This window comes from Allobosea robiniae (assembly GCF_900102525.1).
Lineage (GTDB): Bacteria > Pseudomonadota > Alphaproteobacteria > Rhizobiales > Beijerinckiaceae > Allobosea > Allobosea robiniae.
On record NZ_FNBZ01000003.1, the window covers coordinates 440,993 to 456,916 of the forward strand.

Sequence of the window (15,924 nt, forward strand, 5' to 3'; positions counted from 1 at the left end):
GATGCCGCAGCGCGAACCGAGTGAGACCCGCATCCTCACGGTCGCCGGCGAGCATCTGCGCAAGTTCGGGCTGAAGCGCTTCACGGTCGTCGCCGTGGCGGAAGAGGCCGGCATGACTCATGCCAATGTCTACCGCTACTTCCCCTCCAAGGGCGCGCTGATCGACGCCGTCGTCGATGTCTGGCTGAAGGCGACCGAGCGCCGGCTGGCGGATGTCGCCGATGGTCCCGACCCGGCCGACGACAAGCTCGAACGCCTGATCCTGGCGCTGGCCAAGGCCAATCGCGATCTCCTGACCGAGGAGCCGCATCTCTTCGCGGCCCTGTCGCTGGCGGTCGCCAAACGGCATGCGATCAGCCGGCGCAACCGCACCCGCGTGCGTGCCCTGTTCGAGCGGGTGGTCGACGAGGGCATGGCGACCGGCGTGTTCGAGCCGCGCGATCGCGACCGGGCGATCGCCTTCGTCATCGACGCTACCAACCGCTTCATCCATCCGGCCTCGCTGGCGCTGGAAGCGGACGTGCCGCAGGCTTCCGTCGATACCCGGCTCTCGACCCTGATCCGTGTGATCCTGCGGGTGCTCGGCAGCGGGATCGTGTGAATAATCCGGTTACCAATTACAATATATGTAAATTGTAATTATCGATTTTCGTTCCTGATGGAACCGAGTGAATGCGAAGGCCTCTGCTAAGTCATTGAAAAATCGGGGCCGGCCTTGCGCGGCGACGCGCGAGGCGTTTCGTGCCCGAGAAAAGCCGCTTTTGCGGCGAGGGTTGCGGCAAAAGCCCGGTTTGGGCCAAAGGAACGCACGGTTTGGCCGGCTCCCACCGGGGGCCGACCTGTCGCAGCGCCAAGGCATTTTGAATGTCGAAGCCGGTAGCAGCCGGATCGATGGTCGCGCCAGAAACAAAAGGACTAGGCAATGGCCCGTAAGAAGATCGCCCTCATCGGCTCCGGCCAGATCGGTGGCACGCTCGCTCACCTCGCCGGCCTCAAGGAGCTGGGCGACGTCGTCCTGTTCGACATCGCCGAGGGCATTCCGCAGGGCAAGGGCCTGGACATCGCCGAGTCCGCTCCGGTCGACGGCTTCGACGCCGGCTACAAGGGCACGAACTCCTACGAGGACATCAAGGGCGCCGACGTGATCATCGTCACCGCCGGTGTGCCGCGCAAGCCTGGCATGAGCCGCGACGACCTGATCGGCATCAACCTCAAGGTGATGAAGTCGGTCGGCGAGGGCATCAAGCAGTACGCTCCGAAGGCCTTCGTGATCTGCATCACCAACCCGCTCGACGCGATGGTCTGGGCGCTGCAGAAGTTCTCAGGGCTCAAGCCCAACATGATCTGCGGCATGGCCGGCGTGCTCGATAGCGCCCGCTTCCGCCACTTCCTCGCCGAGGAATTCCAGGTTTCGGTCAAGGACGTCTCGGCCTTCGTCCTCGGCGGCCATGGCGACGACATGGTGCCGCTGGTCCGCTATTCGGGCGTCGCCGGCATCCCGCTGCCGGACCTCGTCAAGATGAAGTGGACCACGCAGGAGAAGCTGGATGCCATCGTCGAGCGCACCCGCAAGGGCGGCGGCGAGATCGTCAACCTGCTCAAGACCGGCTCGGCCTTCTATGCGCCGGCTGCCTCGGCGATCGCGATGGCCGAGAGCTATCTCAAGGACCAGAAGCGCGTCCTGCCGGCGGCGGCGGCGCTGCGCGGCCAGTACGGCGTCAAGGACATGTTCGTCGGCGTTCCCGTCGTGATCGGCGCCAAGGGCGTCGAGCGCGTCGTCAAGATCCGCCTCAACGGCGCCGAGAAGGAGATGCTGGCGAAGTCGGTGGCTTCGGTCCAGAACCTGATCGATGCCTGCAAGACCGTCGATCCGTCACTCGCGTAAGTTAAGCGAGGGCGGCGGCGCGACAACGCGCGGCCGCCCTCTCGTCAATTTTCGGTCGCTGTCAGGGAAACCGAGCACATGAACATCCACGAATACCAGGGCAAAGCCATCCTCAAGGAATTCGGCGCGCCCGTTTCGGCCGGTTTCCCGGCTCTCACGGTGGCGGAGGCGGTCGAGGCCGCCAAGAAGCTGCCGGGGCCGCTTTACGTCGTGAAGTCGCAGATCCACGCCGGCGGGCGCGGCAAGGGCAAGTTCAAGGAACTCGGCCCCGACGCCAAGGGCGGCGTTCGCCTTGCCAAGTCGGTCGCGGAAGTCGAGGCCCACGCCAAGGAGATGCTCGGCAACACGCTGGTCACGATCCAGACCGGCGAGACCGGCAAGCAGGTCAACCGCCTCTATATCGAGGACGGCTCGGACATCGAGAAGGAGTTCTACCTCTCGGCGTTGGTCGACCGCGAGACCTCCCGCATCGCCTTCGTCATCTCGACCGAGGGCGGCATGGACATCGAGGCCGTCGCCCATGACACGCCCGAGAAGATCGAGACCTTCTCGGTCGACCCAGCGACCGGCATCATGCCGCATCACGGCCGCTCCATGGCGCGCATCCTCGGGTTGCAGGGCGACCTCGCCAAGCAGGCCGGCACCGTGCTCGGCCAGATCTACGCAGCTTTCGTGGCCAAGGACATGGACATGCTGGAGATCAACCCGCTGATCGTGACCACCCAGGGCCAGCTCAAGTGCCTGGACGCCAAGGTCTCGTTCGACTCGAACGCGCTCTACCGTCACCCTGAGGTCGTCGCGCTGCGCGACACCACGGAGGAGGACGCCAAGGAGATCGAGGCGTCCAAGTACGACCTCGCCTATATCGCGCTCGACGGCACGATCGGCTGCATGGTCAACGGCGCCGGCCTCGCCATGGCGACGCTCGACATCATCCAGCTCTACGGCGAAAGTCCGGCGAACTTCCTCGACGTCGGCGGCGGCGCCAGCGAAGAGAAGGTGACGGCGGCGTTCAAGATCATCACCGCCGACCCGAAGGTGAAGGGCATTCTCGTCAACATCTTCGGCGGCATCATGAAGTGCGACGTCATCGCCCGCGGCGTGATCGCGGCGGTGAAGGCCGTCGGCCTCAAGGTTCCGCTGGTCGTTCGCCTCGAAGGCACGAATGTCGAGGAAGGCAAGCAGATCATCCGCGATTCCGGCCTGAACGTCATTCCCGCCGACGACCTCGACGACGCCGCGCAGAAGATCGTCGCCGCGGTCAAGAAGGCCTGAGGAGCAGACATGTCCATCCTGATCGACAAGAACACCAAGGTCATCACCCAGGGCTTCACCGGCAAGAACGGGACCTTCCACTCCGAGCAGGCGATCGCCTATGGCACGCAGATGGTCGGCGGCACCTCTCCGGGTAAGGGCGGCTCGCTCCATCTCGGCCTGCCGGTCTTCGACAGCGTGCACGAGGCCAAGGCCAAGACCGGCGCCACCGCGTCCGTCGTCTACGTGCCGCCCCCGGGCGCCGCGGACGCGATCTGCGAGGCGATCGATGCCGAGATCCCGCTGGTGATCTGCATCACCGAGGGCATCCCGGTGCTCGACATGGTGCGCGTCAAGCGCTCGCTGGTCGGTTCCAAGACCCGCCTGATCGGCCCGAACTGCCCTGGCGTCGTCACGGCGGGTGAGTCGAAGATCGGCATCATGCCGGCCAACATCTTCAAGCCGGGCTCTGTCGGCATCGTCTCGCGCTCGGGCACGCTGACCTATGAGGCGGTGTTCCAGACCACCCGCGAGGGCCTCGGCCAGACCACGGCCGTCGGCATCGGCGGCGACCCGGTCAAGGGCACCGAGTTCATCGACATGCTCGAGATGTTCCTGGCCGACGACAAGACCACCTCGATCGTCATGATCGGCGAGATCGGCGGCTCGGCCGAAGAGGACGCGGCGCAGTTCATCAAGGACGAGGCGAAGCGCGGCCGCAAGAAGCCGATGGTCGGCTTCATCGCCGGCCGCACGGCTCCTCCCGGCCGTCGCATGGGCCATGCCGGCGCGATCATCTCGGGCGGCAAGGGCGGCGCCGAGGACAAGATCGCTGCCATGGAAGCGGCCGGCATCCGGGTCTCGCCCTCGCCGGCGCGCCTTGGAAAGACCTTGGTGGAAGTGTTGAAGGGCTGAGGCGTTTTAGCGCGTCATGGCCGGCCTTGAGCTGGCCATGACGCGCCGCCAAATCCCGAGGGGTTGCACGGGTCCGGCCCGGGCATGACGACAGATTGAATGATGTCCGGGCAAGGGTTCGGACATGACTTAAGCGGCGAAGGAAGGCAGGAGCATCATGGCTCGCCAGGACATCAACGAGGCTCTCGCGCAGACCGGCTTCCTCTATGGCGGCAACGCTGCCTATATCGAGGATCTCTATGCCCGCTACGAGGCCGACCCCAAGTCGGTCGATGAGCAGTGGCAGGGCTTCTTCGGCGCGCTGAAGGACGACAAGGAAGCCGTCCTGCAGAACGCCAAGGGCGCCTCCTGGAAGAAGCCGAACTGGCCGGTCGTCGCCTCTGGCGAGCTGGTCTCGGCGCTGGACGGCAACTGGGCCGTCGTCGAGAAGGTGATCTCCGACAAGCTCGGCGCCAAGGCGAAGGCCGCCGGCACCGTGCTCTCCGCCGCCGACGTGCAGCAGGCGACGCGCGACTCCGTGCGCGCGATCATGCTGATCCGCGCCTACCGCATGCGCGGCCATTTCCATGCCAAGCTCGATCCGCTGGGCATCGAGAGCCGCACCGATCATGAGGAATTGTCGCCGGCCGCCTTCGGCTTCGGCGAGGCCGATCTCGACCGCAAGGTCTTCATCGACAATGTGCTCGGCATGGAGTTCGCCACCGTCCGCGAGATGGTCGCGGTGCTGCAGCGGACCTATTGCGGCACGGTCGGCATCGAGTTCATGCATATCTCCGACCCCGAGCAGAAGGCCTGGCTGCAGGAGCGCATCGAGGGGCCGGACAAGGAGATCGCCTTCACCCGCGAGGGCAAGCGCGCGATCGTCAACAAGCTGGTCGAGGCCGAGGGCTTCGAGAAGTTCCTCGACCTCAAGTTCACCGGCACCAAGCGCTTCGGCCTGGATGGCGGCGAGGCGCTGGTTCCGGCGCTGGAGCAGATCATCAAGCGCGGCGGCGCGCTCGGCGTGCGCGACATCGTCTTCGGCATGGCCCATCGCGGCCGCCTCAACGTGCTGACCCAGGTGCTCGGCAAGCCGCATCGCGCGCTGTTCCACGAGTTCAAGGGCGGTTCCTTCGCGCCTGACGACGTCGAGGGCTCGGGCGATGTGAAGTACCATCTCGGTGCGTCCGCCGATCGCGAGTTCGACGGCAACAATGTCCACGTCTCGCTGACCGCCAACCCGTCGCATCTGGAGATCGTCGACCCCGTCGTGCTCGGCAAGGTGCGCGCCAAGCAGGACCAGTTCGGCGATATCGTCGAGCGCTCCAAGGTGCTGCCGCTGCTGATCCATGGCGATGCGGCCTTCGCCGGCCAGGGCGTTGTGGCGGAATGCCTCGGCCTGTCCGGGTTGAAGGGCCACCGCACCGGCGGCTCGCTGCATTTCATCATCAACAACCAGATCGGCTTCACCACCTATCCGCGCTATTCGCGCTCCTCGCCCTATCCGTCCGACGTGGCGAAGATGGTCGAGGCCCCGGTCTTCCATGTGAACGGCGACGATCCGGAAGCGGTGGTCTTCGCTGCCAAGGTCGCGATCGAGTTCCGGCAGAAGTTCCACAAGCCGGTCGTGATCGACATGTTCTGCTATCGCCGCTTCGGCCATAACGAGGGCGACGAGCCGGGCTTCACCCAGCCGCTGATGTACCGCAAGATCCGCGGCCACAAGTCGACGCTGGAGCTCTACGGCGAGAAGCTCGCGGCCGAGGGTGTGATCGAAGCCGGCGAGCTCGACGCGATGCGCGCCGCCTGGAAGGCGAAGCTGGAGGTCGAGTTCGACGCCGGCCAGGCCTTCAAGCCGAACAAGGCCGACTGGCTCGACGGCCGCTGGGCCGGCATGAAGGCGATCCGCGCCGACGAGGACGATCCGCGCCGTGGCGCCACCGGCGTGCCGGCGGCAGTGCTCAAGGAGATCACCGAGAAGATCACGGCCGTCCCGGCCGGCTTCAACGTCCACAAGACGATCCAGCGCTTCCTCGACAACCGCAAGAAGGCGGTCGAGGCCGGCGAGGGCATCGACTGGGCGACGGCCGAATCGCTGGCCTTCGGCTCGCTGCTGCTCGACGGCAATCCGGTCCGCCTCTCCGGCCAGGATTGCGAGCGCGGCACCTTCTCGCAGCGCCATTCGGTGCTGATCGACCAGGAGACCGAAGCCCGCCACACCTCGCTGAACGACATCCGCGAGGGGCAGGCGCGCTACGAGGTCATCAACTCGATGCTCTCGGAAGAGGCCGTGCTCGGCTTCGAATACGGCTACACCCTGTCGGAGCCGAACGCCCTGACCTGCTGGGAAGCGCAGTTCGGCGACTTCGCCAACGGCGCGCAGGTCGTGTTCGACCAGTTCATCTCGTCGGGTGAGCGCAAGTGGCTGCGCATGTCGGGCCTCGTCTGCCTGCTGCCGCACGGCTATGAGGGTCAGGGGCCGGAGCACTCCTCCGCCCGCCTGGAGCGCTTCCTGCAGATGTGCGCCGAGGACAACATGCAGGTGGCGAACTGCTCGACCCCGGCGAGCTATTTCCACATCCTGCGCCGGCAGCTGAAGCGCGACTTCCGCAAGCCGCTGATCCTGATGACGCCGAAGTCGCTGCTGCGCCACAAGCGCTGCGTCTCCGACCTCAGCGAGCTGGCCGAGGGCTCGACCTTCCACCGCGTGCTGGCTGACGATGCCGAACGCGGCAAGTCGACCACCAAGCTGGTCAAGGATTCGAAGATCCGCCGCGTCGTGCTCTGCTCGGGCAAGGTCTATTTCGACCTGCTGGAGGAGCGCGAGAAGCGCGGCGTCGACGACGTCTACCTGATGCGCGTCGAGCAGCTCTATCCGTTCCCGCTGAAGACGCTGGCGCAGGAGCTGGCGCGCTTCAAGGGCGCCGACGTGGTCTGGTGTCAGGAGGAGCCGAAGAACATGGGCTCCTGGACCTTCGTCGAGCCCTATCTCGAATGGGTGCTGGGCCATGCCGGCTCGAAGTCGAAGCGTCCGCGCTATGTCGGCCGCCCGGCCTCCGCTGCGACCGCGACCGGCCTGATGTCCAAGCATCTCACCCAGCTCAACGCCTTCCTCGACGAGGCCTTCGCGGCCTGACATCCTTCCCGGCGGCGCCTTGAGCGCGCTGCCGGATTCCATTGCTGCACCGGCGCCCTAGCCGGTGCCGAACCTGCCGCCAGAGAACGAGACAACAGAGGCCTGACATGGCGACCGAAATCCGCGTACCCACCCTCGGCGAATCCGTTTCCGAGGCCACCATCGGCAAGTGGTTCAAGAAGCCGGGCGAGGCGGTGAAGGCCGACGAGCCCCTGGTCGAGCTCGAGACCGACAAGGTGACGCTGGAAGTCAACGCGCCGGCCGCCGGCGTGCTCGGCGAGATCGTCGCCAAGGAAGGCGATACGGTCGGTGTCAGCGCGCTGCTCGGCACGATCGCCGAAGGCGGTGCTGCTGCCGCTGCCCCTGCGCCGAAGGCTGAGGCCAAGCCCGCTGCTGCCGCTCCGGCTCCCGCTGCCGAGGCTCCGAAGGCTGCCGCGACCAAGGCCGCCGATTCCGGCCCGGCCGTGTCGCGCCTAGCCGCCGAGAGCGGCGTCGACCCGTCCAAGGTCGCTGCCTCGGGCAAGGATGGCCGCGTGACCAAGGGCGACATGCTCGCCGCGATCGCGACCGGCGGCGCTGCCGCTCCGGCGGCCGCGCCGGCTCCCGTTGCCGTCCGCGCCCCGTCGGCGCCGGATGATGGTGCCCGCGAAGAGCGCGTCAAGATGACCAAGCTGCGCCAGACGATTGCGCGCCGCCTCAAGGAAGCCCAGTCCAACGCGGCGATGCTGACGACCTTTAACGAGGTCGACATGTCGGGCGTGATGGCGCTGCGCAACCAGTACAAGGACGTGTTCGAGAAGAAGCACGGCGTGAAGCTCGGCTTCATGGGCTTCTTCGTGAAGGCCTGCGTCCAGGCGCTGAAGGAGATTCCGGCGGTCAATGCCGAGATCGACGGCACCGACATCATCTACAAGAACTACTACCATATCGGCGTCGCCGTCGGCACCGAGAAGGGCCTGGTGGTTCCGGTCGTGCGCGATGCCGACGAGCTTTCGATCGCCGGCGTCGAGAAGAAGATCGGCGAGTTCGGCAAGAAGGCCCGCGACGGCAAGCTCTCGATCGAGGAGATGCAGGGCGGCACCTTCACCATCTCGAACGGCGGCGTCTACGGCTCGCTGATGTCGACCCCGATCCTGAACGCGCCGCAATCGGCGATCCTGGGCATGCACAAGATCCAGGAGCGTCCGGTCGTCGTCGGCGGCAAGATCGAGATCCGTCCGATGATGTATCTCGCGGTCAGCTACGACCACCGCATCATCGACGGCAAGGAAGCCGTGACCTTCCTCGTCCGCATCAAGGAAGGCCTGGAGGATCCGGCGCGCCTCGTCCTCGATCTCTGATCGCGCGGGACGGGATATGTCGGGCGTTGCGATCGTCACCGGCGGCAGCCGGGGAATCGGCCGGGCGACCGCGATCCTGCTCGCGGAGCGCGGCTACGATCTCGTCGTCAACTACCAGTCCAATGCTGAAGCCGCGGCCGAGACGGTCGCGGCCGTCAACGGCCAAGGTAGGCAAGCGGTCGCGGTCAAGGGCGATGTCGGCGACGAAGCCGATGTCGCTGCGATCTTCGGCGCGGCCGACCAGCTCGGGCGGCTGACCGCGCTGGTCAACAATGCCGGCGTCATCGATGCCCCGCAGCGCCTCGACGAGATGGACCTCGCGCGGCTTGACCGGATGTTCCGCATCAACCTGACCGGCAGCTTCCTCTGCGCCCGCGAGGCGGTGAAGCGGATGTCGACCCGCCATGGCGGGCAGGGCGGTGGCATCGTCAACCTGTCCTCCGCTGCGGCGGTGCTGGCCGGCGCCGGGCAATATCTCGACTATGCCGCAGCAAAAGCCGGCATCGACATCTTCACGCTCGGCCTCGCTCGCGAGGTCGCGGCCGAGGGCATCCGGGTCAATGCCGTCAGGCCCGGCATCATCGATACGGAGATCCATGCCAGCGGCGGCATGCCCGATCGCGTCGCTGCCTTGCGCGACCAGCTTCCGATGAAGCGCGAGGGCACGGCGCGCGAGGTGGCGCAGGCGATCGCCTGGCTGCTCTCGGCCGAGGCCTCCTACACCAACGGAACCGTCTTGAACGTCACCGGCGGGCGCTGAAGCGCCGCCGCATTCGAACACAGGAAAGGAAGTCACCATGGCTGCGGCCTACGATCTCGTCGTCATCGGAACCGGCCCCGGCGGCTATGTCTGCGCCATCCGCGCCGCCCAGCTCGGCCTCAAGGTCGCTGTGGTCGAGAAGCGCAAGACCCATGGCGGCACCTGCCTGAATGTTGGCTGCATCCCGTCTAAGGCGCTGCTGCACGCCTCCGAGATGTTCGAGGAGGCCGGCCACACCTTCGAGAAGCTCGGCATCGTCGTCGGCAAGCCGAAGCTCGATCTCAAGGCGATGATGGCCCACAAGCAGGAGACGATCGACGCGAACGTCACCGGTGTTGGCTTCCTGCTGAAGAAGAACAAGATCGACGCCTTCCACGGCACGGCCTCGATCCCCGCCGCCGGCAAGGTCGTCGTGACCGCCGAGGATGGCAAGGCGCAGGAGATCGAGACCAAGAACATCGTCATCGCGACGGGTTCGGAATCGGCGCCGCTGCCGGGCGTGACCGTCGACGAGAAGACCGTCGTGACCTCGACGGGCGCGCTCGAGATCGGCGCTGTGCCGAAGGAGCTCGTCGTGGTCGGCGCCGGCGTGATCGGCCTCGAGATCGGTTCGGTCTGGGCGCGTCTCGGGGCGAAGGTCACCGTCGTCGAATATCTCGACCGCATCCTGCCGGGCATGGATGGCGAGGTCGCCAAGCAGTTCCAGCGCATCCTGCAGAAGCAGGGCTTCACCTTCCAGCTTGGCTCCAAGGTCACCAAGGTCGAGACGGGCAAGAAGGGCGCGACCGTCACCGTCGAGCCCGCGGCTGGCGGCGCGGCGACCACGCTCAATGCCGATATCGTGCTGGTCGCGATCGGCCGCCGTCCGAACACGGATGGCCTCGGCCTCGACAAGGCCGGCGTCGCCACCGAGAAGGGCCGCGTCGTTATCGACGATCATTTCAAGACCAATGTGGCCGGCATCTACGCCATCGGCGACGTGGTGCGCGGGCCGATGCTGGCGCACAAGGCCGAGGACGAGGGCGTCGCCGTCGCCGAGATCATCGCCGGCAAGCATGGCCATGTGAATTACGACGCCATTCCCGGCATCGTCTACACCGCGCCGGAAGTCGCCGCGATCGGCAAGACCGAGGAAGAGCTGCAGGCAGCGGGTGTCGCCTACAAGATCGGCAAGTTCCCGTTCACCGCGAATGGCCGCGCCCGCGCCATGCGTCATACCGACGGCTTCGTGAAGGTGCTGGCCGATGCGGCGACCGACCGCGTGCTCGGCTGCCACATCATTGGCCCGCATGCCGGCGACCTGATCGCGGAAGTGACCGTGCTGATGGAGTTCGGCGGCTCGTCGGAAGACCTTGCCCGCACCTGCCACGCTCATCCGACGCTGGCCGAGGCGGTGAAGGAAGCCGCGATGGCCGTGGAGAAGCGCCAGATCCATATGTGATCGGGCTGGCGGGCCGTGCCTCTGGTGCGGCCCTGCTGCAAGAATGAAAAAGGAGCTGCAGGACTGCAGCTCCTTTTTTTGTTCGAGGACTACTGGGAAAAGTTTGGCCGCTGAGCTCAGCCGCGCCGCGCGTGAAACGCCGTCAGCGTGTTCTTGAGCAGGCAGGCGATGGTCATCGGGCCGACGCCGCCGGGGACCGGGGTGATCGCGCCCGCGACCTTCACGGCTTCCGCGAAATCGACGTCGCCGGTCAGCTTGCCGTCGGGCAAGCGGTTGATGCCGACATCGATCACGGTCGCACCGGGCTTGATCCAGTCGCCCTTGACCATGCGCGGGCGGCCGACCGCGGCGATGACGATATCGGCGCGCTTCACCACGGCGGCCAGGTCGCGGGTGCGCGAATGAGCGATGGTGACGGTGCAATCGGCCTGGAGCAGAAGCTGGGCGACCGGGCGGCCGACCAGCTCGGAGCGGCCGATCACGACGGCATCAAGTCCCGACAGCGATGGCAGCGCCTGCTTCAGAAGGAGCATGGAGCCGAGCGGCGTGCAGGGCACGAGGCCGTTCTTGCCGCCGGCGAGCAGGCCGGCATTGATCGGGTGCAGGCCGTCGACATCCTTGGCCGGATCGATGGCGTCGATGATGCGGCCGGTGTCGATATGCTTCGGCAATGGGAGTTGGACGAGGATGCCGTCGACGCTGTCGTCGGCGTTGAGCTCGGCGAGCTTGGCGAGAAGCTGCGCTTCGGTCGTCTCGGCCGGCAATCGATGGGCAACCGAGTTCATGCCGATCTCGACCGCAAGCCTTTCCTTCGAGGCGACATAGACCTTGCTCGCCGGGTCCTCACCGACCAGGACAACATGCAGCCCTGGCGTCAGTCCACGCGTAGCCTTGATGGCCGCGACCTCGCGGCCGATCTCGGCCCTGAGCGCGGCCGCGGTGGCCTTGCCGTCGATGATGCGGGCGTCGCCGGTCATGGTCCGACCTCATGTTGGCTGATGACGCCGCCCTCATGCGCGATCCAGACGGCCCGGACAAGCCCGAATGCGACGCCCGCATGGCCGCAGGCGCCATCGGCGGGGGAGGAGGGGGCGGCGTGGCTTGCGAGCGCCCTGTCAGCCCGGTATCGACGAACCGAAGCTCGAGAGGCAGGAGAGGCGAGACAACGTGACGACCGGTTTCGCCCGCCTGCCAGATGCGCCTGCCTTCCGCCTGACCGACCTGCGCGTGCCCGCCTGCCTGATCGAGGGTGATGCTATCCTGGCCGACCGTAACGGGTTGGCGCGTGTCGACCTTGCGATCGCGGATGGCCGCATCACCGCGATCGAGCCTGCCGGGGCGGCAGCTAATGGGGCGGGGCCTGTCTTGAGCCTCAATGGCGGCATTGCTTTGCCGCGGCTGGTCGATTGCCATGTCCATCTCGACAAGGGGCATATCTGGCCGCGCAGCCCCAATCCGGATGGCACCTTTCCGGGCGCGCTGAACACTGTAGGTGCTGATCGCGAGGCGAACTGGTCGGCGCAGGACGTGCGCGCGCGCATGAATTTCTCGCTGCGCAGTGCTTTCGCCCATGGCACGGCGGCGATGCGGACGCATCTCGATTCGATCGGCAAGCAGATCGGCATCTCCTGGCCGGTCTATGCGGAATTGCGGGCGGAATGGGCCGGGCGCATCGCGCTTCAGGCCTCGCCCCTCTTCGGCGCCGATGCCGCGCTCGACCCGGCGCATATGGCGGCGGTGGTCGCAGCCGTGAGGGCGCATGGCGATCGCTTGCTCGGCTGCGTCACCTATATGATCCCGGAACTCGACCGGGCGCTCGACATCCTGTTCCGGGTGGCGATCGAGAACGGCTTCGATCTCGATTTCCATGTCGACGAGACCAACGACCCGGCGGCGCGCTCGCTGGAGCACATTGCGGATGCGGCTTTGCGTCATCGCTTCGCGGGCAAAATCCTGTGCGGGCATTGCTGCTCGCTCGCCCTTCAGGCACCGGAGGACGAGGCGCGCATCATCGCCAAGGTCCGCGAAGCGGGCATTGCCGTGGTCTCGCTGCCGCTGTGCAACATGTATCTGCAGGACCGCCAGCCCGGCCGCACGCCGCGCTGGCGTGGCGTCACGGCGCTGCATGAACTCAAGGCTGCCGGTGTGCCGGTGGTGATCGCCTCCGACAACACCCGCGACCCGTTCTACGCCTATGGCGATCTCGATCTCGTCGAGGTGCTGCGCGAGGGCACGCGCATCCTCCAGCTCGATCATTCCGGACCGGACTGGGCCAAGGCGGTGGCGCGCACGCCGGCGCGGGTGATGGATATCGAAGGCGGCGTCATCGCCGTCGGCGCGCCGGCCGATCTCATCCTGACGCGGGCGCGCGACTGGACCGAACTCTTCTCCCGGCCGCAGGCCGATCGCACCGTGCTGGTTTCCGGCCGGGCGATCGACCGGACGCTGCCGGATTACCGCGAACTCGACCATCTGATGGGCAGAGCATCATGACTGCACGCTATGACATCGCCACGCTGAAGAGCCGCATCAGTGGCATCCGTACCGAGGAGAACCCGGCGCTGGTGAAGCAGAAGAGCCGCGACTTCTTCTGGTACTCGCCGATCCTGAAGCGTCAGCTCGATCATGTCGTGGCCGATATCGTGGTCTCGCCGACGAGCGAGGCGGAGGTCGTGCAGGTGCTCGCCGCCTGCCACGAACTCGGCATTCCCGTGACGCCGCGCGGCACCGGCACCGGCAATTACGGCCAGGCGATGCCGCTCTCCGGCGGGGTGCTGCTCGACCTTTCGGGCTTCAACAAAGTCAAGGAAATCGCGGCCGGCCGCTATGTCGCCGAGCCCGGCGCGATCATGGCCCGGATCGATGACGAGACGCGAAAGCATTCGCGGCAGGAGCTGCGGCTGCATCCGTCGACCTACCAGACGGCCTCGATCGGCGGCTTCATCGCCGGTGGCTCGGGCGGCGTCGGCTCGATCAAATGGGGGGGCCTGCGTGACTGGGGCAACATCATCCGGCTCAAGGTCGCGACGATGGAGGCAAGCCCGCGCATCCTCGAATTTTCCGGCGAGGACCTGCACAAGGTCGCCCATGCCTATGGCACCAACGGCATCATCACCGAGGTCGAGATGCCGCTCGGGCCGGCCTATAACTGGGTCGATGTCATCGTCGGCTTCGAGGACCTGCGCGCCGCGACCGAATTCGCCAATGCGGTCGGCGAGCAGGATGGGCTCGCGCTGAAGAACCTCTGCGTCGTCGCGGCGCCGGCGCCGCACGATTATTTCCTGCGCCACCGCAAGTTCCTGCCGCGCGACAGCCACCTCGTGATCGTCATGGCCGCCGATTTCGCGGTGGATGCGCTCTGCGCCTATGCGCGCCGCTTCAAGGGCGCGGAACTGCTGCTGCGCACCGACAAGCTCGCGCCTGAGGATGCCAAGGGCTTGCCGCCAGCCTATGAACTCGGCTGGAACCACACGACACTCAGGGCGCTACGCGTCGATCCGGCGATCACCTATCTTCAGGTGCTCTATCCCTATCCCAACCAGGTCGATCTGGTGGACAAGATCCATGCCCGGTTCGGCGACGAGGTGACCTGCCATCTCGAATTCGTGCGCTTAGACGGCAAGATTACCTGCTTCGGCCTGCCGCTGGTGCGTTTCACCTCCGAGGAGCGGCTGGAGGAGATCATAGCGATCCACGAAGAGATGGGCGCGCCGATCTTCAATCCGCATCGCTACACGCTGGAGGAGGGCGGCATGAAGCAGACGGACGAGACGCAGCTCGCCTTCAAGCGCGAGGCCGATCCGCAGGGGCTGCTCAATCCCGGCAAGATGATCGCCTGGGAGGACCCGGCCTACGATTATCGCTCCGGCAAGACCTTTCTGTTCCGCAGCTTGTCTGAGGCCGGAGTCGGCTAAGCACCATGCGCGTCCTCGTCCTCTACGCCCATCCCGTTCCGGAAAGCTTCGGCGCCGCCATCCACGAGACGGTGGTCGCCAGCCTGAAGGCGGCGGGGCACGAGGTCGACGATTGCGATCTCTATGCGGAAGGCTTCGCCCCGGTGCTGAGCCGGGAGGAGCGGCGCGGCTATCACGATACGAACAGCAACACATTGCCGGTTGCCGGTTATGTCGAGCGTGTGAAGCGGGCCGAGGCTCTGGTGCTGTGCTTCCCGGTCTGGAATTTCGGCTATCCCGCGATCCTCAAGGGCTTCCTCGATCGCGTCTTCCTGCCCGGCGTCTCCTTCGAGATGGTCGAGGGCAAGGCGCAGCCGGCTTTGCACAATATTCGCCGGCTGGTCGCGGTGACCAGCTATGGCGGCTCGCGCTGGCGCGCCTTCCTGATGGGCGATCCGCCGCGCAAGGCGGTGTGCCGGGCCCTGAGGGCCGTCTGTCATCCGCTGGCGCGCACGACTTATCTCGCTCATTATGAGATGAACCTCTCGACACCGGCCAGCCGGGCGGCCTTCCTGAAAAAAGTCGCTGCGAAACTCGCGTCCTCTTCGCTCTGACATCCGGTTGTCATCCGTCTGTCATGTTCGCGCGCGAATACGCAGCCGGCGAAGCGTCTCGCTTATCCGTCCAAGGATCGGCCCGAAGGATCGACCCCATGACCAAGGCAATCGAGAAGAGCGTCGGCCGTGCCCTGCTCGTTACCGCGCGGCTGCACCGCTCGCGGATGGGTGAGAGGCTGAACGGCCTGGGGTTGTTCCCGGGGCAGGAGCAGGCGCTGAAGGCGCTGCAACCGGCCCCGATGACGATGGGCGAGCTTGCCGCATTGCTGCGCGTCAAGCCGCCGACCGTGTCGAAGACGATCGGGCGGCTTTCGCTGCAGGGTCTCGTGACGCGCGAGGGTGGCAATCGCGATGGCCGCCTCGTGCAGGTCGCACTGACCGAGGCCGGCCAGAAGACTGCGGCCGAGCTCGACGCGGTCTGGAACGACGTCGAGGACGAGCTTCTCGACAAACTCGACGGCAGGGAGCGCAAACAGCTGCGCAAGCTCCTGCGCAAGGCGGCCAAGGGCCTCTCCAAGGCCGGCGCCGAGCAGGACGATGTCGAGGCTGATCTCGACGAAGCCGATAGCGACGCCTGATTTCTGCATGGAGCGCATGCTCCAGCGTACTGGCGACGCCGCCTAAATCGGTTCAATCTATTTCGTCATTCCTCCAGAGCATGGCGAGACCCGTGTCCCCTCCTTCAGCGGCGCCTTCCGAGACGG

13 protein-coding genes are annotated in these 15,924 nt (G+C 66.2%); 12 read left to right on the forward strand and 1 reads right to left on the reverse strand.

Translation table 11 applies throughout. The annotated features are described in order from the left end of the window. The first annotated feature begins 1 nt into the window (after position 1). From BLQ70_RS11010 to lpdA, 8 genes are all read left to right on the forward strand, one after another. Positions 2-601: a TetR/AcrR family transcriptional regulator gene (locus BLQ70_RS11010; RefSeq protein WP_061969969.1), complete on the forward strand. Its 600-nt coding sequence runs from the start codon at positions 2-4 to the stop codon at positions 599-601. A 321-nt stretch (positions 602-922) separates the two neighbouring features. Further along, positions 923-1,885 carry a malate dehydrogenase gene (gene mdh, locus BLQ70_RS11015; protein ID WP_061969967.1) on the forward strand — a complete coding sequence of 321 codons (963 nt, stop codon included), beginning with the start codon at positions 923-925 and terminating at the stop codon, positions 1,883-1,885. Positions 1,886-1,963: 78 nt separating this feature from the next. Then, positions 1,964-3,160 (forward strand): ADP-forming succinate--CoA ligase subunit beta, encoded by a 1,197-nt coding sequence (gene sucC / locus BLQ70_RS11020; protein WP_091856989.1) that lies wholly within the window; start codon positions 1,964-1,966, stop codon positions 3,158-3,160. A 9-nt stretch (positions 3,161-3,169) separates the two neighbouring features. Beyond that, on the forward strand, positions 3,170-4,054 hold the full coding sequence (gene sucD / locus BLQ70_RS11025) for a succinate--CoA ligase subunit alpha (RefSeq protein WP_091856990.1): 885 nt from the start codon (positions 3,170-3,172) through the stop codon (positions 4,052-4,054). 157 nt (positions 4,055-4,211) lie between these two features. Then, positions 4,212-7,169 (forward strand): 2-oxoglutarate dehydrogenase E1 component, encoded by a 2,958-nt coding sequence (locus tag BLQ70_RS11030; RefSeq protein ID WP_091856991.1) that lies wholly within the window; start codon positions 4,212-4,214, stop codon positions 7,167-7,169. A 107-nt stretch (positions 7,170-7,276) separates the two neighbouring features. After that, positions 7,277-8,509, forward strand: a complete 1,233-nt coding sequence (gene odhB / locus BLQ70_RS11035; RefSeq protein ID WP_091856992.1) for a 2-oxoglutarate dehydrogenase complex dihydrolipoyllysine-residue succinyltransferase — start codon at positions 7,277-7,279, stop codon at positions 8,507-8,509. 16 nt (positions 8,510-8,525) lie between these two features. Then, the gene (locus BLQ70_RS11040) at positions 8,526-9,269 is read left to right on the forward strand and encodes an SDR family oxidoreductase (protein WP_091856993.1); all 744 of its coding nucleotides are present in this window, start codon (positions 8,526-8,528) and stop codon (positions 9,267-9,269) included. A 37-nt stretch (positions 9,270-9,306) separates the two neighbouring features. Then, on the forward strand, positions 9,307-10,710 hold the full coding sequence (lpdA, locus tag BLQ70_RS11045) for a dihydrolipoyl dehydrogenase (protein ID WP_091856994.1): 1,404 nt from the start codon (positions 9,307-9,309) through the stop codon (positions 10,708-10,710). Between the two features lie 116 nt (positions 10,711-10,826). On the opposite strand, the gene folD is transcribed toward lpdA, so the two are convergent. After that, on the reverse strand, positions 10,827-11,687 hold the full coding sequence (gene folD / locus BLQ70_RS11050) for a bifunctional methylenetetrahydrofolate dehydrogenase/methenyltetrahydrofolate cyclohydrolase FolD (protein WP_091856995.1): 861 nt from the start codon (positions 11,685-11,687) through the stop codon (positions 10,827-10,829). A gap of 190 nt (positions 11,688-11,877) precedes the next feature. Between folD and BLQ70_RS11055 the strand changes: the two genes are divergently transcribed. The 4 genes from BLQ70_RS11055 to BLQ70_RS11070 all read left to right on the forward strand — a co-directional run bounded on the left by BLQ70_RS11055 (position 11,878) and on the right by BLQ70_RS11070 (position 15,798). Then, a complete protein-coding gene (locus BLQ70_RS11055; protein WP_244511981.1) occupies positions 11,878-13,203 on the forward strand; it encodes a cytosine deaminase in 1,326 nt (441 codons plus the stop codon). Further along, positions 13,200-14,624, forward strand: coding sequence for an FAD-binding oxidoreductase (locus BLQ70_RS11060; protein WP_091856997.1), 1,425 nt, complete (start codon positions 13,200-13,202; stop codon positions 14,622-14,624). The genes BLQ70_RS11055 and BLQ70_RS11060 overlap by 4 nt, the downstream gene beginning before the upstream one ends. 5 nt (positions 14,625-14,629) lie before the next feature. Further along, positions 14,630-15,217 carry an NAD(P)H-dependent oxidoreductase gene (locus BLQ70_RS11065; protein ID WP_091856998.1) on the forward strand — a complete coding sequence of 196 codons (588 nt, stop codon included), beginning with the start codon at positions 14,630-14,632 and terminating at the stop codon, positions 15,215-15,217. Between the two features lie 98 nt (positions 15,218-15,315). Further along, positions 15,316-15,798 (forward strand): MarR family winged helix-turn-helix transcriptional regulator, encoded by a 483-nt coding sequence (locus tag BLQ70_RS11070; RefSeq protein WP_061969949.1) that lies wholly within the window; start codon positions 15,316-15,318, stop codon positions 15,796-15,798. Positions 15,799-15,924: the final 126 nt, after the last annotated feature.

Bases quoted from the DNA above. Each gene is read 5' to 3' on its own strand.
- BLQ70_RS11065 (WP_091856998.1), top strand. From the start codon at position 14,630: ATGCGCGTCCTCGTCCTCTACGCCCATCCCGTTCCGGAAAGCTTCGGC.
- BLQ70_RS11060 (WP_091856997.1), top strand. From the start codon at position 13,200: ATGACTGCACGCTATGACATCGCCACGCTGAAGAGCCGCATCAGTGGC.
- BLQ70_RS11070 (WP_061969949.1), top strand. From the start codon at position 15,316: ATGACCAAGGCAATCGAGAAGAGCGTCGGCCGTGCCCTGCTCGTTACC.
- BLQ70_RS11040 (WP_091856993.1), top strand. From the start codon at position 8,526: ATGTCGGGCGTTGCGATCGTCACCGGCGGCAGCCGGGGAATCGGCCGG.
- BLQ70_RS11030 (WP_091856991.1), top strand. From the start codon at position 4,212: ATGGCTCGCCAGGACATCAACGAGGCTCTCGCGCAGACCGGCTTCCTC.
- mdh (WP_061969967.1), top strand. From the start codon at position 923: ATGGCCCGTAAGAAGATCGCCCTCATCGGCTCCGGCCAGATCGGTGGC.
- sucC (WP_091856989.1), top strand. From the start codon at position 1,964: ATGAACATCCACGAATACCAGGGCAAAGCCATCCTCAAGGAATTCGGC.
- sucD (WP_091856990.1), top strand. From the start codon at position 3,170: ATGTCCATCCTGATCGACAAGAACACCAAGGTCATCACCCAGGGCTTC.
- odhB (WP_091856992.1), top strand. From the start codon at position 7,277: ATGGCGACCGAAATCCGCGTACCCACCCTCGGCGAATCCGTTTCCGAG.
- BLQ70_RS11010 (WP_061969969.1), top strand. From the start codon at position 2: ATGCCGCAGCGCGAACCGAGTGAGACCCGCATCCTCACGGTCGCCGGC.
- folD (WP_091856995.1), bottom strand. From the start codon at position 11,687: ATGACCGGCGACGCCCGCATCATCGACGGCAAGGCCACCGCGGCCGCG.
- lpdA (WP_091856994.1), top strand. From the start codon at position 9,307: ATGGCTGCGGCCTACGATCTCGTCGTCATCGGAACCGGCCCCGGCGGC.